Annotated in this window: 17 protein-coding genes and 1 pseudogene; 11 read left to right on the top strand and 7 right to left on the bottom strand. The window is 57.0% G+C overall.

Annotated features, from left to right (window positions below; translation table 11 throughout):
• Position 1 precedes the first annotated feature (1 nt).
• The 5 genes from nudB to ruvB all read left to right on the top strand — a co-directional run bounded on the left by nudB (position 2) and on the right by ruvB (position 3,634).
• The gene (gene nudB, locus M2416_RS20535) at positions 2 to 445 is read left to right on the top strand and encodes a dihydroneopterin triphosphate diphosphatase (protein ID WP_041146242.1); all 444 of its coding nucleotides are present in this window, start codon (positions 2 to 4) and stop codon (positions 443 to 445) included.
• Positions 446 to 506: 61 nt separating this feature from the next.
• Positions 507 to 1,247: a YebC/PmpR family DNA-binding transcriptional regulator gene (locus tag M2416_RS20530; RefSeq protein ID WP_041146241.1), complete on the top strand. Its 741-nt coding sequence runs from the start codon at positions 507 to 509 to the stop codon at positions 1,245 to 1,247.
• 154 nt (positions 1,248 to 1,401) lie between these two features.
• Entirely contained in the window at positions 1,402 to 1,923 is a 522-nt protein-coding gene (gene ruvC / locus M2416_RS20525) for a crossover junction endodeoxyribonuclease RuvC (RefSeq protein ID WP_041146240.1), read from the top strand.
• Positions 1,924 to 2,003: 80 nt separating this feature from the next.
• On the top strand, positions 2,004 to 2,615 hold the full coding sequence (gene ruvA / locus M2416_RS20520; RefSeq protein ID WP_076947324.1) for a Holliday junction branch migration protein RuvA: 612 nt from the start codon (positions 2,004 to 2,006) through the stop codon (positions 2,613 to 2,615).
• Between the two features lie 8 nt (positions 2,616 to 2,623).
• Positions 2,624 to 3,634, top strand: a complete 1,011-nt coding sequence (gene ruvB / locus M2416_RS20515; protein ID WP_041146238.1) for a Holliday junction branch migration DNA helicase RuvB — start codon at positions 2,624 to 2,626, stop codon at positions 3,632 to 3,634.
• Between the two features lie 60 nt (positions 3,635 to 3,694).
• Here ruvB and znuB read toward each other — a convergent pair whose 3' ends face one another.
• Both znuB and znuC read right to left on the bottom strand, forming a co-directional pair.
• Positions 3,695 to 4,480: a zinc ABC transporter permease subunit ZnuB gene (gene znuB, locus M2416_RS20510; RefSeq protein WP_128877823.1), complete on the bottom strand. Its 786-nt coding sequence runs from the start codon at positions 4,478 to 4,480 to the stop codon at positions 3,695 to 3,697.
• Complete coding sequence (gene znuC, locus M2416_RS20505; protein WP_041146236.1) at positions 4,480 to 5,232, bottom strand: zinc ABC transporter ATP-binding protein ZnuC; 753 nt, start codon at positions 5,230 to 5,232, stop codon at positions 4,480 to 4,482. Before znuC ends, znuB begins: the two co-directional genes overlap by 1 nt.
• A gap of 78 nt (positions 5,233 to 5,310) precedes the next feature.
• On the opposite strand from znuC, the gene znuA reads away from it, so the two are divergent.
• From znuA to lpxM, 3 genes are all read left to right on the top strand, one after another.
• Positions 5,311 to 6,255 carry a zinc ABC transporter substrate-binding protein ZnuA gene (gene znuA / locus M2416_RS20500; protein WP_259226441.1) on the top strand — a complete coding sequence of 315 codons (945 nt, stop codon included), beginning with the start codon at positions 5,311 to 5,313 and terminating at the stop codon, positions 6,253 to 6,255.
• Between the two features lie 15 nt (positions 6,256 to 6,270).
• Positions 6,271 to 7,590 (top strand): murein DD-endopeptidase MepM, encoded by a 1,320-nt coding sequence (gene mepM / locus M2416_RS20495; RefSeq protein ID WP_041146234.1) that lies wholly within the window; start codon positions 6,271 to 6,273, stop codon positions 7,588 to 7,590.
• Positions 7,591 to 7,718: 128 nt separating this feature from the next.
• Entirely contained in the window at positions 7,719 to 8,693 is a 975-nt protein-coding gene (gene lpxM, locus M2416_RS20490) for a lauroyl-Kdo(2)-lipid IV(A) myristoyltransferase (RefSeq protein WP_076947327.1), read from the top strand.
• A 51-nt stretch (positions 8,694 to 8,744) separates the two neighbouring features.
• Here the strand turns inward: lpxM and dcuR are convergent, their stop codons facing one another.
• The 3 genes from dcuR to M2416_RS20475 all read right to left on the bottom strand — a co-directional run bounded on the left by dcuR (position 8,745) and on the right by M2416_RS20475 (position 12,252).
• Positions 8,745 to 9,464 carry a two-component system response regulator DcuR gene (gene dcuR / locus M2416_RS20485; protein WP_259226440.1) on the bottom strand — a complete coding sequence of 240 codons (720 nt, stop codon included), beginning with the start codon at positions 9,462 to 9,464 and terminating at the stop codon, positions 8,745 to 8,747.
• A 69-nt stretch (positions 9,465 to 9,533) separates the two neighbouring features.
• Entirely contained in the window at positions 9,534 to 11,219 is a 1,686-nt protein-coding gene (locus M2416_RS20480) for an NAD-dependent malic enzyme (RefSeq protein WP_259226439.1), read from the bottom strand.
• An 85-nt stretch (positions 11,220 to 11,304) separates the two neighbouring features.
• Positions 11,305 to 12,252 (bottom strand): AEC family transporter, encoded by a 948-nt coding sequence (locus M2416_RS20475; RefSeq protein ID WP_259226438.1) that lies wholly within the window; start codon positions 12,250 to 12,252, stop codon positions 11,305 to 11,307.
• A gap of 417 nt (positions 12,253 to 12,669) precedes the next feature.
• Between M2416_RS20475 and M2416_RS20470 the strand changes: the two genes are divergently transcribed.
• Positions 12,670 to 14,004, top strand: a complete 1,335-nt coding sequence (locus M2416_RS20470) for a 2-hydroxycarboxylate transporter family protein (RefSeq protein WP_259226437.1) — start codon at positions 12,670 to 12,672, stop codon at positions 14,002 to 14,004.
• Positions 14,005 to 14,105: 101 nt separating this feature from the next.
• Here M2416_RS20470 and pyk read toward each other — a convergent pair whose 3' ends face one another.
• Together pyk and M2416_RS20460 are read right to left on the bottom strand one after the other, a co-directional pair.
• Positions 14,106 to 15,548: a pyruvate kinase gene (gene pyk / locus M2416_RS20465; RefSeq protein WP_041146228.1), complete on the bottom strand. Its 1,443-nt coding sequence runs from the start codon at positions 15,546 to 15,548 to the stop codon at positions 14,106 to 14,108.
• Between the two features lie 125 nt (positions 15,549 to 15,673).
• Positions 15,674 to 16,578 (bottom strand): annotated as a pseudogene (locus tag M2416_RS20460) (MurR/RpiR family transcriptional regulator).
• A 320-nt stretch (positions 16,579 to 16,898) separates the two neighbouring features.
• Here M2416_RS20460 and zwf point away from each other — a divergent pair.
• Both zwf and edd read left to right on the top strand, forming a co-directional pair.
• Positions 16,899 to 18,374: a glucose-6-phosphate dehydrogenase gene (gene zwf / locus M2416_RS20455; RefSeq protein ID WP_041146227.1), complete on the top strand. Its 1,476-nt coding sequence runs from the start codon at positions 16,899 to 16,901 to the stop codon at positions 18,372 to 18,374.
• A 220-nt stretch (positions 18,375 to 18,594) separates the two neighbouring features.
• The gene (edd, locus tag M2416_RS20450; RefSeq protein ID WP_041146226.1) at positions 18,595 to 20,406 is read left to right on the top strand and encodes a phosphogluconate dehydratase; all 1,812 of its coding nucleotides are present in this window, start codon (positions 18,595 to 18,597) and stop codon (positions 20,404 to 20,406) included.
• Positions 20,407 to 20,409: the final 3 nt, after the last annotated feature.

Here is a 20,409-nt window from a genome sequence, read left to right as displayed (position 1 = left end):
GATGTCATTCAAGCTCCCCGTTTCTGTACTGGTGGTGATTTATGCCGAAGATACAAAGCGGGTGCTGATGCTGCAGCGGCGCGATGATTCCGCTTTCTGGCAGTCGGTAACCGGCAGCCTGGAAGAGGGGGAAACCGCGCTGCAAGCCGCCGCGCGCGAAGTAAAGGAAGAGGTCGCAATAGATGTTGCCGATGAGCATCTGGCCTTAATTGACTGTCAGCGTACGGTGGAGTTCGAGATCTTTTCTCATTTACGTCATCGCTATGCGCCGGGGGTTGAGCGCAATACGGAATTTTGGTTCCGCCTTGCGCTCCCTCATGAACGCCAGATTGTGTTTACCGAACATCTGGATTACCGCTGGGTTGCCGCGACGGAAGCCGCCGCGTTGACCAAGTCGTGGAGTAACCGGCAGGCGATTGAAGAATTTGTAATTAACGCCAACTAATATTCCCCGCCTCCTGCTGGTCAGAAGGCTTCGGGAAAACGGCATTTTTGGAGAGTTTTTTATGGCAGGTCATAGTAAGTGGGCCAACACCAAGCACCGCAAAGCGGCACAGGATGCCAAACGCGGTAAGATCTTCACTAAAATTATTCGCGAGCTGGTCACCGCCGCGCGTTTAGGCGGCGGCGATGCGGCTTCTAACCCGCGTCTGCGCGCAGCGATTGATAAAGCGCTGTCCAACAACATGACCCGCGATACCCTGAACCGCGCTATCGCCCGTGGCGTAGGCGGCGATGATGACGCGAACATGGAAACCATTATTTATGAAGGTTACGGCCCAGGCGGCACGGCGGTGATGGTTGAGTGCCTGAGCGACAACCGTAACCGTACCGTTGCCGAAGTGCGTCACGCCTTCACCAAAACCGGCGGTAACCTCGGCACCGACGGCTCGGTGGCCTATCTGTTCAGCAAAAAAGGGGTGATCTCCTTCGAAGCTGGCGACGAAGACGTGATTATGGAAGCGGCTCTGGAAGCGGGTGCGGAAGACGTTGTGACCTATGACGACGGCGCGATTGACGTCTACACCGCGTGGGAAGAGATGGGCGCCGTACGCGACGCGCTGGAAGCGGCTGGCCTGAAAGCTGACGCGGCCGAAGTCTCCATGATCCCGTCGACGAAAGCCGATATGGATGCGGAGACCGCGCCGAAGCTGCTGCGTCTGATCGATATGCTGGAAGATTGCGACGACGTGCAGGAAGTTTATCATAACGGCGAGATCTCTGATGAGGTCGCCGCAACGCTGTGATTCCCGTAATCTTTCAGCCCACAGCGGCGTTGGCTCTCTTCGCTTACCCCGGTTACGTAGTGAATCTACGCTCCCGGGGATGCGCTAAGTGGCTGCCTGGCTGTGAACTGAAATATTTAAGGTCTCAGGGCTTAGTGATTACCGGAGATGCGTGATGGCTATTATTCTCGGTATTGACCCGGGTTCGCGCATTACCGGCTATGGCGTTATCCGCCAGGTCGGGCGGCAGTTAAGCTATCTTGGCAGCGGATGCATTCGCACTAAGGTGGACGATCTGCCGTCGCGGCTGAAGCTGATCTACGCGGGCGTGACGGAAATTATCACCCAGTTTCAGCCGGACTATTTCGCGATTGAACAGGTGTTTATGGCGAAAAACGCCGACTCGGCGCTGAAGCTGGGGCAGGCGCGCGGGGTGGCTATCGTCGCGGCGACCAATCAGGATCTTCCGGTCTTTGAGTACGCCGCGAGGCAGGTCAAGCAAACCGTGGTTGGCATCGGCAGCGCGGAAAAAAGCCAGGTGCAGCATATGGTGCGCACCCTGCTGAAGCTGGCGGCTAACCCGCAGGCGGATGCGGCGGATGCGTTGGCCATTGCGATTACCCACTGCCACGTGAGTCAGAACGCGACGCAGATAGGCGATAGTCGGCTAAACCTGGCGCGCGGACGCTTGCGATAACGTCAAATCAGGCTGGATATTTATCCAGCCTTTTTTTATGATACCGGCAGATACTTTAGCCCTTAACGCAGGAGCAGCATGTGATAGGCAGACTCAGAGGCATCGTTCTCGAAAAACAACCCCCGCTGGTATTACTGGAAACGGGAGGCGTTGGCTATGAAGTGCATATGCCTATGACCTGCTTTTACGAACTGCCGGAAGTGGGCAAAGAGGCGGTCGTATTTACCCATTTTGTGGTTCGCGAAGACGCGCAGCTGCTGTTTGGTTTTAATAACAAACAGGAGCGTACGCTGTTCCGCGAGCTGGTTAAGACCAACGGCGTAGGGCCGAAGCTGGCGCTGGCGATCCTTTCCGGCATGTCGGCGCAGCAGTTCGTTAACGCCGTCGAGCGCGAAGAGGCCGCGGCGCTGGTTAAGCTTCCGGGGATTGGCAAGAAAACCGCCGATCGCCTGATCGTCGAAATGAAGGACCGATTCAAGGGATTACACGGCGATCTGTTTACCCCGGCCGACGACCTGGTGCTGGCCTCGCCGGCCGGCCCGTCCAGCGATGATGCCGAGCAGGAAGCGGTTGCCGCCCTGGTGGCGCTGGGCTATAAACCTCAGGAGGCCAGCCGAATGGTGAGTAAAATCGCCCGTCCGGATGCCAACAGTGAAACGCTAATCCGCGAAGCGCTGCGCGCCGCGTTGTGAGGTAAGGGATGATTGAAGCAGACAGGCTGGTATCGGCAGACAGCACCGGGTTTGAAGAGACGGTCGATCGCGCAATCCGCCCTAAACTACTGGCAGAGTACGTGGGCCAGCCGCAGGTGCGCTCGCAAATGGAGATCTTTATCCAGGCGGCCAAGCTGCGCGGAGACGCGCTCGACCATCTGCTGATCTTTGGCCCGCCGGGGCTGGGGAAAACGACGTTGGCCAACATCGTCGCCAATGAGATGGGCGTTAACCTGCGCACCACCTCCGGGCCGGTGCTGGAAAAAGCCGGTGACCTGGCGGCGATGCTGACCAACCTGGAACCCCACGACGTGCTATTTATCGATGAAATTCACCGCCTTTCGCCGGTTGTGGAAGAGGTGCTCTATCCGGCGATGGAGGACTATCAGCTGGATATCATGATTGGGGAAGGGCCCGCGGCGCGTTCGATAAAAATCGATCTGCCGCCGTTCACCCTGATTGGCGCGACCACGCGGGCCGGTTCGTTAACCTCGCCGCTGCGCGACCGCTTCGGCATCGTCCAGCGGCTGGAGTTTTATCAGATTGCCGATCTGCAGCACATTGTGAGCCGCAGCGCCCGCTTTATGGGGCTGGAGATGAGCGAAGAGGGCGCGCTGGAAGTGGCGCGTCGCGCGCGCGGCACCCCGCGTATTGCCAACCGCCTGCTGCGGCGGGTGCGCGACTTCGCGGAAGTGCGCCATGACGGCAGCATCTCTCTCGACATCGCCGCCCAGGCGCTGGATATGCTTAACGTTGACGCCGAAGGATTTGATTATATGGACCGCAAGCTGCTGCTGGCGGTGATCGATAAATTCTTTGGTGGCCCGGTCGGCCTGGATAACCTGGCGGCGGCCATTGGCGAAGAGCGCGAAACCATTGAAGACGTGCTGGAGCCGTATCTTATCCAGCAGGGCTTCCTGCAGCGAACGCCGCGGGGGCGCATGGCGACGGTCCGCGCCTGGAACCACTTCGGCATCAAGCCGCCGGAAATGCCCTAGCCGGGCGCTGAGCCGGTAGCCCTGCTTAGCGCAGCGCTACCGGAAGAAGAGTCAGAGTGCTCAGGCGGCCGCTTTCTTCATCATGCTGAAGATAAACAGCACCGCAGCGCACAGCACCACCGACGGGCCGGCCGGCGTGTCGTAGAACGCCGAGAAGGTCAGTCCACCGGTTACCGCGATCGCCCCGATGCCAACGGCGATAGCCGCCATCTGCTCCGGCGTACGCGCAAAGCGGCGCGCCGTGGCGGCGGGGATGATCAGCAGCGAGGTGATGATCAGCGCCCCGACAAACTTCATCGCCACGCCGATAGTCAGGGCGGTGACCAGCATCAGCAGCAGCTTCACCCGCTGCAGCTTCACGCCGTCAACGAACGCCAGGTCGGGACTGATCGTCATCGACAGCAGGTTGCGCCACTGCCAGAGCAAAATGGCCAGCACAATTGCCACGCCAATGGCGATTGAGATCAGGTCCTCCGGCGTCACCGCCAGCAGATCGCCAAACAGGTAGGCCATCAGGTCGACGCGGACGTTCGACATCAGGCTGACCACCACCAGGCCCAGCGACAGCGCGCTATGGGCCATAATCCCCAGCAGCGTATCGATGGCGAGGTGAGGGCGCTTCTCCAGCCATACCAACCCGCCCGCCAGCAGCAGCGTGATGGCGATAACGGCGTAGAAGGGGTTGACGTTGAGCAGCAGGCCAAAAGCGACGCCGAGCAGCGAGGCGTGGGCGAGGGTATCGCCAAAATAGGACATTCGGCGCCAGACGACAAACGAGCCCAGCGGGCCTGCGGCGCAGGCGAGCATCACCCCGGCCAGCCAGCCGGGTAACAGTAGTTCAATCATCAGCGGTCATTTCCCCGACGCAGTACAATCCGCCCCTGTAGGTCGTGGCGGTGATTATGATGGTGACGATAAATACCCAGCTGTTCCGCGCCGCGCTGGCCGAACATTGAGATAAACTGCGGGTGCATCGAGACCACTTCCGGCGTGCCGGAGCAGCAGATATGCTGATTCAGGCACAACACTTCATCGGTTTTCGCCATCACCAGGTGCAGGTCGTGGGAGACCATCAGCACCGAGCAGTTAAGCTCCTGGCGCAGCTGGTTGATCAGGTCATACAGCGCCACCTGGCCGTTGACGTCGACGCCCTGCGTCGGCTCATCAAGCACCAGCAGCTGCGGCTGATTTAACAGCGCCCGCGCGAGCAGCACGCGCTGCGTTTCGCCTCCGGAGAGTTTCTGCATCGGGGCATCGATAAGATGTCCGGCCTGGACACGCTTCAGCGCCGGCAGAATATCCTGCTTACGCGTCTGCGGACGCAGGCGTAAAAAGCGGCTGACGGTGAGCGGCATCGTGGCATCGAGGTGTAATTTTTGTGGGACATAGCCAATGCGCAGCTTTCCCTCTCGTTTGATAACACCGTCAGTTGGTGCTACCAGTCCGAGAACGACCCGTACAAGCGTGGATTTACCGGCGCCGTTCGGGCCGAGTAAGGTCAAAATTTTGCCTGGCTTAAGCGTGAGCGAAATGTCAGACAGCACGCGCCGCTGGCCGAAGGCCACCGAGACGTTTTGCAAAGTTACAAGATTTGTCATGTCAAATTAAGGGTTGCACAAGCTAGTGAATGTTATAATATCACATCTTTCTCATTCATTACGACGATTAGACGCATTATGTTACATAAAAATACGCTTCTTTGCGCTGGACTTAGCGCCGTTTTTTTGTTCACCCAGACCTCCGCGGCGAATGCCGCCGTGGTTGCCTCAATGAAACCTCTTGGCTTTATCGCTTCCGCTATCGCTGACGGGGTCACTGACACCCAGGTACTGCTGCCAGATGGCGCCTCCGAGCACGACTATTCTCTGCGCCCTTCAGATGCAAAACGCTTACAGAACGCAGACTTAGTGGTGTGGATTGGCCCTGAGATGGAAGCCTTTATGGATAAGTCAACGCAAAGCATTGCGCCCAACAAAAAGGTGACGATCGCCCAGCTTGACGGCGTGAAACCGCTGCTCATGAAAGGCGCGGACGATGACGATGACCACGACGGCCACGACCATGCTGCAGGTGGAAAAAGTGACGACGATCACCATCACGGCGAATACAACATGCATCTGTGGTTATCCCCAGAGATAGCACGGCTTTCGGCGGTTGCAATCCACGATAAATTATTGGAACTTATGCCGCAGAGTCGAGCCAAACTTGACGCTAACCTGAAGGAGTTTGAGGCAAAATTAGCCTCGACCGATAAACAGGTGAGTCACGAGCTGGCACCGCTGCAAGGAAAAGGGTATTTCGTTTTTCATGACGCCTACGGCTACTTTGAAAAACACTACGGTCTGACATCGCTTGGTCATTTCACCGTCAACCCTGAAATTCAGCCTGGTGCGCAGCGTTTACACGAAATCAGAACACAGCTGGTTGAGCAAAAAGCGACCTGCGTTTTTGCTGAGCCACAGTTCAGGCCAGCCGTTATAGAAGCTGTTGCCAGAGGTACCTCCGTGCGCATGGGAACCCTCGATCCGCTGGGTACAGGAATTAAGCTGGGTAAAGAAAGTTATCCGCAGTTCCTGAACCAGCTGGCGAACCAGTATTCGAGCTGCCTGAAAGGAGATTAACGAGGAAGTGAATACGTGCAACAGATAGCCCGCGCTGTCACTCAGGCATTTAACAATTTGCCACGACCTCACCGCGTAATGCTGGGGTCGTTGAGCGTTCTAACCTTAGCGGTCGCCGTCTGGCGACCGTACATCTACCACCACGAATCAGCCCCTATCGTCAGAACGATTGAGCTGGAAAAAAGCGAAATCCGTTCCCTGCTGCCGGAAGCCTCTGAACCTATCGATCAGGCCGCGCAGGAGGAAGAAGCTATCCCTCAGGACGAGCTGGACGATAAGGCCGACGGCGATTCAGGCGGCCATGAGTACGTCGTATCAACCGGCGATACGCTCAGCAGCATCCTCAATCAGTACGGTATCGAAATGGGCGATATCTCCCTTTTATCGACCGCTGATAAAGAGCTGCGCAACCTTAAGATTGGCCAACAGCTCTCATGGAGCCTGACGGCGGATGGCGATCTGCAAAGCCTGACCTGGGAAATGTCCCGTCGCGAAACCCGCACCTATAATCGCGTGGGTAACGGCTTCAAGATGAGCAGCGAGCTGCAGGAAGGGGACTGGGTCAACAACGTGCTGAAAGGCACCGTTGGCGGCAGCTTCGTCTCCAGCGCGCGTAACGCGGGCCTTACCAGTACCGAAGTCAGCGCGGTTATTAAAGCCATGCAGTGGCAGATGGACTTCCGCAAGCTGAAAAAGGGCGACGAGTTCTCGGTGCTGATGTCGCGCGAAATGCTTAACGGCAAGCGGGAGCAGAGCCAGCTGCTGGGCGTGCGTTTACGTTCAGACGGCAAGGATTACTACGCCATTCGTGCCGAAGACGGCAAGTTCTACGATCGTAACGGTACCGGCCTGGCGAAGGGCTTTATGCGCTTCCCCACCGCGCGCCAGTTCCGCGTATCGTCAAACTTTAACCCGCGCCGCCTCAATCCGGTGACCGGGCGCGTCGCGCCACACCGCGGCGTAGACTTCGCGATGCCGCAGGGCACACCGGTACTTTCCGTCGGTGACGGCGAGGTGGTGGTGGCCAAACGCAGCGGCGCGGCGGGGTACTACGTTGCCGTGCGCCACGGCCGTACCTACACCACCCGCTATATGCACCTGCGTAAGCTGCTGGTGAAACCCGGGCAGAAGGTGAAGCGCGGTGATCGCATTGCGCTGTCGGGCAATACCGGCCGCTCTACCGGGCCACATCTGCATTATGAAGTATGGATTAACCAGCAGGCGGTCAACCCGCTGACGGCGAAACTGCCGCGTACGGAAGGGCTGAGCGGTTCCGACCGCACGGATTATCTGGCGCAGGTGAAAGAAGTCATGCCGCAGCTGCGATTCGACTAACGCGCTGTTATTAAAAGCCGGTGCCAGCGCGCGCCGGCTTTTTCTTTTGTACCTTCCCCAACGTGTCGCTAAACTATAGCCTTAAGTATCTCCTTATCTTTATTCAGCACCATTTTTGCGGATCGGGCATGGAAACGAAAAAAAATAATATTGAGTTTATTCCAAAATTTGAGAAATCCTTTTTACTCCCGCGCTACTGGGGCGCGTGGCTGGGCGTTATTGCTTTTGCGGGGATTGCGCTGACGCCCCCGTCGTTCCGCGATCCGATTCTCGGCAAGCTGGGGCGCTTTGTCGGCAGGCTGGCCAAAAGCTCGCGCCGCCGCGCGCAGATAAACCTGCTGTACTGTTTCCCGGAAAAGAGCGAGCAGGAGCGCGAAGCGATTATTGATGAGATGTACGCCTCTGCGCCTCAGGCGATGGTCATGATGGCAGAGCTGGGCCTGCGCGATCCGCAGCGCATTCTTTCCCGCGTCGAGTGGCAGGGAAAAGAGATCATCGACGAGATGCAGCGTAATAACGAGAAGGTGATCTTCCTGGTGCCGCACGCCTGGGGCGTGGATATCCCGGCTATGCTGATGGCGTCCGGCGGACAAAAAATGGCGGCGATGTTCCATAATCAGGGCAACCCGGTATTTGATTACGTGTGGAATACCGTCCGCCGCCGCTTTGGCGGGCGCATGCACGCGCGCAATGACGGCATCAAGCCGTTTATCCAGTCGGTGCGTCAGGGCTACTGGGGCTACTATCTGCCCGATCAGGATCACGGCGCGGAGCACAGCGAGTTCGTGGATTTCTTTGCCACCTACAAAGCCACGCTGCCGGCTATCGGCCGCCTGATGAAGGTCTGTCGGGCGCGGGTAGTTCCGCTGTTCCCGGTCTATGATGGCAAAACCCATCGTCTGACGGTGCTGGTACGCCCGCCGATGGACGACCTGCTGGAGGCCGATGACAATACGATTGCCCGGCGGATGAACGAAGAGGTGGAAATTTTCGTCAAGCCGCATACCGAGCAGTACACCTGGATCCTCAAGCTGCTGAAGACCCGCAAACCCGGCGAAATCGAACCCTATAAGCGCAAAGAGCTCTTTCCGAAGAAGAAATAGCGCTGCCTGCCGCTCAAGGTAACGATTATTTAGCCACTGTACGCCGACGCGTCAGTGGCTAAATTGTTTAAGCAGTGAGTCATGCTCCACAATCAGCCGATAGCGGTACTCCGGTCTCCCGGTGGCGCCGTAGTGGTTGCTGGTGTGCAGAATATCGATCTGCGCCAGCCACAGCAGATACTTGCGACAGGATACTCGGGAAATATCCAGCTGCGCCGCCAGCTCATTGGTTGAAAACTCGGCTTCAGGATGCGCGCCTATCCAGCGACACACCGTGCGCAGCGTTTCGGCGGTCAGCCCTTTTGGAAGGCGACGGCTCTCCGCGCGCTGCCGCGAAGCGTGATTGAGCAGGTCGTCAATGTCCGACTGCTGGTAACATGACGTGGTGTGGCGCTGGCTACGCTTGTGGCTCCAGGCGATCAGCGCCTCTTCAAAGCGGGAGAACTGGAAGGGCTTGATGAGGTAATCCACCACCCCGTAGTGCATTGCGCTCTGCACGGTGAGCGCGTCGGCGGCGGAGGTGATCATGATGACGTCAATATCATGCGCCGACCGGCGCAGCGCCGGCAGCAGGTCCAGGCCATTTTCCTTATGCATGTAAACATCGAGCAGGATCAGGTCAATGCCCTGCGGCCGTTCGCTGATGATGCGCTGCGCTTCGCCGAGGGTCGGGGCGATACCGCAGCAGCAAAAGCCGCTAAGCCGGCTGAGAAACAGGCGGTTTAGCTCAGCGACCATCGGATCGTCATCGATAATAAGGACATTTATCACTCAGGCCTCTCTTAAGGCCGGGAGGCTATCTGCCTCCCGGATATCACATTACCAGCCGGACCCGTTTTTTCAGAACGATGAGCGTTTATAGGCGGTGTAGCACGCCTGCCAGTAGGTTTGTTCGATGCGGGCAAGCAGCTGTTCTTCGCTGAGCTGCGGAGCCACGCCCTCCTGCTGGGCGACCTTCGCGATAGCCAGGGCAATGGCGCGCGATATCGTCTCGATCTCCGCCACCGGCGGCAGCAGCCCGCCGCTTTCCGCCGCTGCCAGCGGGGAGTGAGCGGCCAGGGTGCGGCTTGCGGCGGTGAGCATCTTTTCCGTTATCCGCTCGACCTTGCCGGCCAGCACGCCGAGCCCGAGGCCCGGGAAGATATAGGCGTTATTGCATTGGGCAATATCGTAGGTTTTACCCGCGTAAACCACCGGGGCAAAGGGGCTGCCGGTGGCGACCAGCGCGGCTCCTTCCGTCCAGGCGATCAGATCCGCTGGCTGGGCCTCGGCGCGAGAGGTTGGGTTCGAGAGCGGCATGATAATCGGGCGGGCGCAGTGCCGGTGCATCTCTTTGACAATCTCTTCGCTGAACAGACCGGGCTGCCCTGAAACGCCGATCAGTACCGTCGGATGCGCATGGCGCACAACGTCGAGCAGCGAGACGGGGCCGGTGTCGACCTCCCAGTGGGCAATGCTGTGTCGGGAGGTGACCAGCTTTTGCTGGAAATCGAGCAGCTCGGGGATCGCGTCCGTCAGCAGGCCGCAGCGATCGACCATAAACACCCGGTCGCGGGCCTCGTGCTCGGACAGCCCCTCATCGACCATCATCGCCACGATCTTTTCCGCGATACCGCAGCCCGCGGAGCCGCTGCCTAAGAAGACCACGCGCTGATCGCATAAGCGGCTGCCGGCCGCCTGGGCGGCCGCGATGAGGGTACCCGTTGTCACGGCGGCAGTACCCTGAATATCATCGTTGAAGCAGCACAGCCGATCGCGATAGCGTTGCAGGAGGCGGGTGGCGTTCTTTTGGGCAAAATCTTCGAACTGCAGCAGCACGTCAGGCCAGCGGCGCTTCACCGCTTCAATAAACATATCCATAAACTCGAGGTAGCTGTCGTCGTCGATGCGCGGGTGGCGCCAGCCCATATAGAGCGGATTGTCGATCAGCTGCGCGTTGTTGGTGCCAACGTCGAGCATGATCGGCAGGGTAGAGGCCGGATGAATACCGCCGCAGGCGGTGTAGAGCGAAAGTTTGCCAATCGGGATCCCCATCCCGCCAACGCCCTGGTCACCGAGGCCGAGAATGCGCTCGCCGTCGGTGACAACGATGACCCGGATATCGTTGCGCGAGAAGCTTTGCAGCATCTCATCAATTTGGTGGCGGTCCGGCCAGGAAATAAACAGGCCCCTGGCGCGGCGATAAATTTCCGAAAAGTGTTCACAGGCTTCGCCGACCGTCGGGGTATAGACGATCGGCAGGGTATCGGTCATATGCGTGCGCAGAACGTTATAAAACAAGGTCTCGTTAGTATCCTGAATATTGCGCAGATAGACGTGGCGTGAAATATCGCGTTTAAACTGACAAAACTGTTCCCAGGCTCTTGCCGTTTGCTCCTCAATTGTTTCCACCTTTTGCGGCAGAAAACCGTGCAGGCCAAAGGCATCGCGTTCGCCGTCGGTAAATGCCAGCCCTTTATTAAGTAACGGGTTTTCCAGTAATACGGAGCCGTTATAGGGAGTGTAAATAGTGTCCTGGTTTAACATGGGTTACTCCTGAATATGTATTATGCAAAAATACCGATCAAAAAATTTAGAGCTAATTAATAGCGCGGAGACCGCCGGCCATAATTTAGGAAATTAAATAGATCATTATGCCCTCCGTCACCACGCCGAGAGCGGTGCCGATTAAAATCGATGAGGATGCTGATTCAATATAGGTATCGCTGCGCAGGGCAAACATTCCGGCGGCAATGGCGGATGGGGTGGCGCCGATAATAATAACCTGCTGCATTAGGCTATGGCTCAGACCCAGCGCCAGCCCGGCCGCCGCCATCATTCCCGGTTGAATCAGGTTCTTAATTCCGATATTGGTAAATACCTGACGATTTAACGCCGGGCGTTCGCCGTAAAACAGCAGGCCGAGGGCAAACAGGGAGAGGCCGCCGGCAATTTTACCGACCATTTCAATCGGGGCGCTCAGGAGGTGCGGCAGCTTTATTCCGGCAAGGCTTAACAGGACGCCTAATATCGGGATCCAGACAATCGGATTTCTGACCGCCTTCATCAGGTTTTGCCATATCAGCATGACGGGGTTCAGCTCCGACCCCTGCGGCGCGGCGTTTTTATCGCCGAGGCGAATAAGGATAATCGTCAGCGGGATCATAAACACGCTGGTGATGAGATTGCCGATCAGCACGCCAAGGAAGCCTTCCGGCCCGATAAGCACCGCCAGCACGGGCGCGCCAAAATAGGCCATGTCGGGGAACGAGCAGACCAGGGACTGGATCGCGCTGGTCTTGATATCGTGGCGGAACACGTAGCGCGAAAGCAGCAGGGTCAGAAAATAAGAGCCCATCAGGCCAATAACCAGCACTGCCATAAAAGTAAAGTTTTTAATTTTATCGGGGTTGGTGTTTAAGGCGCCAATAAAGAGATGAAAGGGCAGGGCGAAGCGAATAACCACGGTCGCTAAAACCGTGGCATCTTCTCGGCGGGTATAGCCGAGCTTGCCGCTGATCCATCCGAGCAGCATGATAAACACCAGCGGGAACAGTGATTGTAATAATAGTGAAGGCATAAGATGTCCTGATAAAGTATGGTCTACGGCTACTGTTTTTTTAATCTAACAATCCCTCGTGCGCCGCAGGGTGATAGAAATCACAGTCTGTTTTCTTTAAATACTTTTACGCCGAGGACTTTACTTACAAATATAGGATGGCAGGTAACCCGATGTTTTCATTGAGGGTGATTAAAAATACTCGCCGTGATAATTTTAATTACAAAAGGCCGACTTAAATTACTTAAAGTTGAGATTCAAGGTCAATCACAAAACCACCACGCAAAATGGCGCATGGCTTTTTTATGTTCAATGGCTGTGCTACTTTTTTTAGGCTCAATACGCTCGTGTACTATTTTATTCTCATTTTATTCTGGTTGAATAACGTTGCTGTTATTTGTGCCCCTACATAGCTATTTATAAAAAGTCAGGTGAAAGATGGAAAATAATTCACTAAATCATCCTATTGAAAATTCACTGCCTGCCCGACCCGCGCTCAGAATTCTGGGGAATGCGGAAGTGGGGTCCGTTCCGCTGGTGCTGTTCGTCGGTATAGCGATCGTTGTGGCCATTGCCGCCTATGCCAACGTATTGCCAAAAAATATGATCGGTGGCCTGGCGGTGATTATGACCCTGGGCTTTGCGTTTGCCAAAATCGGCCGCATGGTCCCGGTACTGAAAGATATCGGTGGCCCGGCGATACTGTGCCTGATGGTGCCTTCGGCGCTGGTCTACTTTGAAATGTTTGCCCCGCACACCCTGGCGACGGTGCATCTGCTGATGAAAGAAGCCAATCTGCTTTATTTCGTTATTGCCTGCCTGGTGGTGGGCAGCATCCTGGGGATGAATCGGGTGATCCTGATTCAGGGGATGGTCAGAATGTTTGTCCCGCTGGTTGTCGGGACGGTTGTCGCCATCCTCACCGGCCTGCTGGTGGGGACGCTGTTTGGCTACAGTCTGTACCACACCTTTTTCTTTATTATCGTGCCGATCATCGGCGGAGGGATCGGCGAGGGCATTCTCCCGCTTTCGCTGGCCTATTCGGCGATCCTTGGGCAAACCCCCGACGTCTACGTTGCGCAGCTGGCTCCGGCGGCGGTCGTCGGCAACATCTTTGCGATTATTTGCGCCGGAGTACTGGCGAGGCTGGGCGTTCGTCGCCCCGAGCTGTCCGGAAGCGGGATGCTGATCCGCAGCCATGAGGATAACAGCGTCTTCACTCAGGCCCAGGGCCCGCAGCAAACCGACTTTCAGCTGATGGGCGGCGGGCTGCTGATGATTTGCGCCTTTTTCATCGTCGGCGGGCTACTGGAGAAGCTGGTGCATATTCCCGGCCCGGTGCTGATGATCCTTGCCGCCGTCATTTGTAAATATACCAAAGCGATCCCGGCGGCGATGGAGGTCGGTGCCTACAGCTGCTACAAATTTGTCTCCGCGGCGCTGGTATGGCCGCTGATGATCGGGCTTGGGATGCTGTACGTGCCGCTGGAAAGCGTGGTCGCGGTATTCTCCGTCGGATACGTGGTGGTGTGCGGGTCGATTGTTATTGCCATGGCACTGAGCGGGTTCTTTATTGCCTCACGTCTCAATATGTACCCCGTGGAAGCGGCGATCGTCACCAGCTGCCATAGCGGCCTCGGCGGAACCGGAGACGTTGCGATCCTGTCGGCCTCTAACCGAATGTCGCTGATGCCGTTTGCACAGATTGCGACCCGTATCGGCGGGGCGTCGACGGTGATTGCCGCCACGCTGCTGATGAACTGGGTGGTGTGATGCCTTTGCCCGGCGAGCGCCCGTGCACAGCCGGGATAAAAAAATACCTGCCGACGTTACGCCGGCAGGTATTTAGTACGCGTGGTCGGTAGCGCGATGGCCTATTCGACGGTCAGGATACGCGTGGTGTTGGTGCTACCGATGGTGCTCATCACGTCGCCCTGGGTGACGATAACGAGGTCGCCAGAGACCAGATAGCCTTTATCACGCAGCAGGTTTACCGCATCGTGAGCGGCGGCAACGCCATCGTTGGTGCTGTCAAAATGAACCGGCGTCACGCCGCGGTACAGCGCGGTCAGGTTCAGAGTACGTTCATGACGGGAGAGGGCAAAAATCGGCAGGCCGGAGCTGATGCGCGAGGTCATCAGCGCGGTGCGGCCGGATTCGGTCATGGTGATGATAGCGGTTACACCTTTCAGGTGGTTCGCGGCATACATCGCCGACATGGCAATCGCTTCTTCCACGTTGTCGAACTGAATGTCCAGACGGTGTTTGGAGACGTTGAGGCTAGGGATTTTTTCCGCGCCGAGGCAGACGCGGGCCATAGCGGCAACGGTTTCCGACGGATACTGGCCGGCTGCGGTTTCAGCAGAAAGCATCACCGCATCGGTGCCGTCCAGCACGGCGTTGGCTACGTCCATGACTTCTGCACGAGTCGGCATCGGGTTGGTGATCATCGACTCCATCATCTGGGTGGCGGTGATGACCGAACGATTCAGCTGACGGGCGCGGCGGATCAGGGCCTTCTGAATACCCACCAGCTCCGGATCGCCGATCTCGACGCCCAGATCGCCACGGGCGACCATTACGACGTCGGAGGCGAGAATAACGTCGTCCATCGCGTCCTGATCGCAAACGGCTTCCGCACGTTCCACTTTCGCCACGATCTTCGCGTCGCAGCCCGCTTCACGCGCCAGGCGGCGAGCGTAGTTCAGATCTTCCCCACAGCGCGGGAAGGAGACGGCCAGATAGTCGACACCAATTTTTGCTGCGGTGAGGATGTCGGCTTTGTCTTTTTCGGTCAGCGCTTCGGCGGAGAGGCCGCCGCCCAGCTTGTTGATGCCCTTATTGTTGGACAGCGGGCCGCCGACGGTGACTTCGGTGAACACCTTCAGGCCCTGAACTTCCAGCACTTTCAGCTGAACGCGGCCATCGTCAAGCAGCAGGATATCGCCAGGCACGACGTCCGCCGGCAGCCCTTTATAGTCAATACCGACTTTTTCTTTGTCGCCTTCGCCTTTGCCAAGCTCGGCGTCCAGCAGGAATTTATCGCCGATATTGAGGAAAATTTTGCCTTCTTTGAAGGTCGATACGCGAATTTTCGGCCCCTGCAGGTCGCCGAGGATGGCCACGTGGCGGCCCAGTCTGGCCGCGATGACGCGGACTTTATCCGCGCGAATCTGATGATCTTCCGGGGTACCGTGAGAGAAGTTCATACGTACGACGTTAGCGCCTGCAGCGATTACCTTTTCCAGGTTGTTGTCGCGGTCGGTTGCCGGGCCTAAGGTGGTAACGATTTTGGTTCTGCGAAGCCTTCTGGACATGTAATACTCCGTTGACTAAAACAACTTTGGTGTTGCGTGAACATGGAATCGGTCGTTCCAGCCGGTAAAATTGCTATGCTGAAACGTAACCGAAGGTGTAATGGGTCACTACTTATTATCTGGTTTTATGGGTTGTCGCTGTGTACGGGCAGTTCTTTATCAAAACGCGATTCTTTCAACGCTTCCTTGACCCTCTTCAAGTTATCTCTGAATTTTGCGCCGCGGCGCAGGGTAAAGCCGGTAGCCAGCACGTCGATGAGGGTCAGCTGGGCGAGGCGCGAGACCATCGGCATATAAATATCGGTATCTTCGGGAACATCAAGCGTAATGGAGAGCGTTGCTTCGCGCGCCAGCGGCGTTCCCGCCGAGGTGATTGCGATAACCATGGCATCGTTTTCACGGGCCAGCTGCGCCAGCTCAACCTGACTTTTCGTTCTGCCGGTGTGGGAGATTATCACCACCACGTCATCATCATTGCAGTTCATACAGCTCATGCGTTGCAGGACAATGTCATCGGAGTAGATTACCGGCACGTTGAAACGAAAAAATTTATTCATCGCGTCATGGGCCACGGCGGCCGAGGAGCCGAGGCCGAAGAAGGCGATTTTTTTCGCCTGGGTTAAAAGATCGACGGCTCGATTAACCGCGGACATATCGAGAGAATGGTGGACCTGATCTAAACTGGCCATCGCGGACTCGAAAATTTTTCCGGTGTAAGACTCTACGCTGTCGTCTTCATCGACATTGCGGTTAACATAGAGGGTGCCGTGCGCCAGACTTTGCGCCAGATGCAGTTTAAAATCAGGGAAGCCGCGGGTTTCAAGGCTGCGGCAAAAGCGGTTGACGGTGGGTTCGCTGACGCCGGCTTCCAGGGCGAGCGCGGCAATGCTTGAGTGGATGGCCTGCGCGGGCTCCGCAAGAATGACCTCGGCCACTTTGCGTTCGGATTTGCTAAGGTGTTCCAGCCGGGACTGAATTTTTTCCAGCATATTCATGGTAACAAGGCGCTCATCAATGGAAGCGATTTCATTAATGGGTGAAATCATCAGGCGTTTTAGCAAGAATATACCCCTCCGCAATCGTCAGCGGGGAGGAATGACCTAAAAAAATGTTGTTTTTTTTCATTACATGATCAGAGTCGTATTTTATTAACTGATAACCGGTCGAAACAACGAACAATATTAGCCGTCTGCCCAAATTGTCGCCTGAAGTTTTCTCCTCGTGCGGTTTAGCGCCTGGAAAGGGGGGCTGAGGCTTTCGGGAAAATCGTAAACACAGTACAGTGCAGTGTAAGAAAATTACAAATTATAGCCTGGCATAAGCACCAGACTATCAACTGAGGAGAATGACATGGCGGTAACGCAAACGGCCCAGGCATGCGATCTGGTCATTTTCGGCGCGAAGGGTGACCTGGCGCGTCGTAAATTGTTGCCTTCCCTGTATCAGCTTGAGAAGGCTGGCCAGATCAACCCGGATACCCGCATCATCGGGGTCGGACGCGCTGACTGGGATAAAGATGCTTACACCAAGGTAGTTCGTGAAGCGCTGGAAACCTTCATGAAGGAAAAGATTGATGAAGCGCTGTGGGATACCCTGAGCGGGCGCCTGGAGTTCTGCAATCTTGATGTTAACGACACCAAAGCTTTTACCCGTCTGGGCAAAATGCTTGACCAGAAAAATCGCGTCACCATCAACTACTTTGCCATGCCGCCAAGCACCTTTGGCGCCATCTGCAAAGGCCTTGGCGAAGCGAAGTTGAACGCTAAGCCGGCGCGCGTGGTGATGGAAAAACCGTTGGGAACCTCTCTTGACACTTCCCGCGAGATCAACGACCAGGTCGGTGAATTCTTTGAAGAGTGCCAGGTTTATCGTATCGACCACTATCTCGGTAAAGAAACGGTCCTCAACCTGCTGGCGCTGCGCTTCGCCAACTCACTGTTCGTCAATAACTGGGACTGCCGCACCATCGATCACGTTGAGATAACCGTAGCGGAAGAGGTGGGTATTGAAGGACGCTGGGGCTACTTCGATCAGGCCGGGCAGATGCGCGACATGATCCAGAACCACCTGCTGCAGATCCTCTGCATGATAGCCATGTCCCCGCCGTCGGACCTCAGCGCAGATAGCATCCGCGATGAGAAAGTTAAGGTCCTGAAGTCGCTGCGTCGTATCGATCGCGCCAACGTGCGTGAGAAAACGGTACGTGGCCAGTACACCGCGGGCTTTGCACAGGGTAAAAAAGTGCCGGGCTACCTTGAAGAAGAGGGCGCGAACAAATCCAGCAATACCGAAACCTTCGTGGCGATCCGCGTTGATATCGACAACTGGCGCTGGGCCGGCGTGCCGTTCTACCTGCGTACCGGTAAACGTCTGCCGACCAAATGCTCTGAAGTCGTGGTTTACTTCAAGACGCCGGAGCTGAACCTGTTCAAAGAGAACTGGCAGGAGCTGCCGCAGAACAAGCTGACCATTCGCCTGCAGCCGGATGAAGGCGTCGATATCCAGGTGCTCAACAAAGTGCCGGGCCTTGACCACAAGCATAATCTGCAGATCACCAAGCTGGATCTGAGCTACTCGGAAACCTTCAATCAAACGCACCTCGCCGACGCCTACGAGCGTCTGCTGCTGGAAACCATGCGTGGGATCCAGGCGCTGTTCGTGCGCCGGGATGAGGTGGAAGAGGCGTGGAAGTGGGTTGACTCCATTACCGAAGCCTGGGCCGCCGACCGCGATGCGCCGAAGCCTTATCAGGCGGGGACCTGGGGACCGGTTGCCTCGGTGGCGATGATCACCCGCGACGGGCGTTCGTGGAACGAATTCGAGTAAGCGCTCGTTATCCGGAGGTGTTATTTTACCGGTAACATGATCTGACGCAGAAAGTCGCATAATTTTTAATCTTTTAAGCTCCGGGAGGATTCACCCCCGGAGCTTTTTTTATTACACTGCGGGCAGACATTTTGCCTCTGAGCTGCAGCATTGGTGCCTTTTACATCTTCTGACATCGTAAAAATGCCGCGGCCGGACAGATAAATTTTTAGGAGCCTTTATGAATTCGACAATGTTACGGGTAACAAATCGCATTATCGAACGGTCGCGCGATACCCGTGCTGCCTACCTCGCACGGATTAACCAGGCCAAAACGGATACCGTCCATCGCGCCCAGCTGGCGTGCGGTAATCTGGCCCACGGTTTTGCTGCCTGTCAGTCGGATGATAAAGCCTCGCTGAAGAGCATGCTGCGTAACAATATTGCCATCATCACCTCCTATAACGACATGCTGTCCGCGCATCAGCCCTATGAGTCCTATCCAAATATCATCCGCAAGGCGCTGCATTCGGTGAACGCGGTTGGCCAGGTTGCCGGCGGCGTGCCGGCGATGTGCGACGGGGTCACGCAGGGGCAGGACGGCATGGAGCTCTCGCTGCTGAGCCGGGAAGTGATCGCCATGTCTGCGGCCATCGGCCTGTCGCACAATATGTTCGACGGCGCGCTGTACCTTGGCGTCTGCGACAAAATCGTCCCCGGCCTGACGATGGCCGCGCTCTCCTTTGGTCATCTGCCGTCCGTCTTCATTCCGTCCGGCCCGATGGCCAGCGGTCTGGCGAATAAAGAGAAGGTGCGTATTCGCCAGCTGTACGCTGAAGGTAAGGTCGATCGCATGGCGCTGCTGGAGTCCGAAGCCGCCTCTTACCACGCGCCGGGCACCTGTACGTTCTACGGCACGGCTAACACCAACCAGATGGTGGTGGAGTTTATGGGCATGCAGCTCCCGGGCTCCTCGTTCGTGCATCCGGATGCCGAACTGCGCGAAGCGCTGACCGTCGCCGCCGCGCGCCAGGTCACCCGCCTGACCGGCAACGGCAACGAGTGGATGCCGCTGGGCAAAATGTTCGATGAGAAAGTGGTGGTTAACGGCATCGTGGCGCTGCTGGCGACCGGCGGCTCAACAAACCATACGATGCACCTGGTGGCCATGGCGCGCGCCGCGGGCATCATCATCAACTGGGATGACTTCTCCGATCTGTCGGACGTGGTGCCGCTGCTGGCGCGCCTCTATCCGAACGGTCCGGCGGATATCAACCACTTCCAGGCTGCAGGCGGCGTGCCGGTGCTGATCCGCGAACTGCTGAAAGGCGGGCTGCTGCACGAAGATGTCAACACCGTGGCCGGCTTTGGGCTGTCGCATTACACCATGGAGCCATGGCTGAACAACGGCGAGCTGGACTGGCGTGAAGGGGCAAGCGCACCGCTCGACGACCAGGTTATCGCGACCTTCGACAAGCCGTTCTCTCGCCACGGCGGCACCAAAGTCCTGAGCGGCAACCTTGGCCGCGCGGTGATGAAAACCTCGGCGGTACCGGTGGAAAACCAGGTTATCGAAGCGCCGGCGGTTATTTTTGAGAGCCAGCACGACGTGCTGCCTGCTTTTGAGGCCGGGATGCTGGACAAAGATTGCGTGGTGGTGGTTCGTCATCAGGGGCCAAAAGCGAACGGCATGCCAGAATTACATAAACTTATGCCGCCACTTGGTGTATTATTGGACCGCCGTTTCAAAATAGCGCTAGTCACCGATGGGCGACTCTCTGGCGCATCAGGCAAAGTTCCGTCAGCCATCCACGTCACGCCTGAAGCCTACGACGGCGGGCTGCTGGCGAAGGTCCGCGATGGCGATATCATCCGCGTCAACGGCCAAACCGGCGAGCTGACGCTGCTGGTGGACGATGCCGAACTGGCCGCGCGGCAGCCGCATATTCCTGACCTGAGCGGTTCGCGCGTCGGGACCGGTCGTGAAATGTTCTCTGCGCTGCGGGAGAAACTCTCCGGAGCCGAACAGGGCGCAACCTGCATCACTTTTTAAGAC

It is taken from the genome of Klebsiella sp. BIGb0132, assembly GCF_024810075.1.
GTDB lineage: Bacteria > Pseudomonadota > Gammaproteobacteria > Enterobacterales > Enterobacteriaceae > Klebsiella > Klebsiella terrigena.
This window is presented reverse-complemented; position numbering and strand designations above follow the sequence as displayed.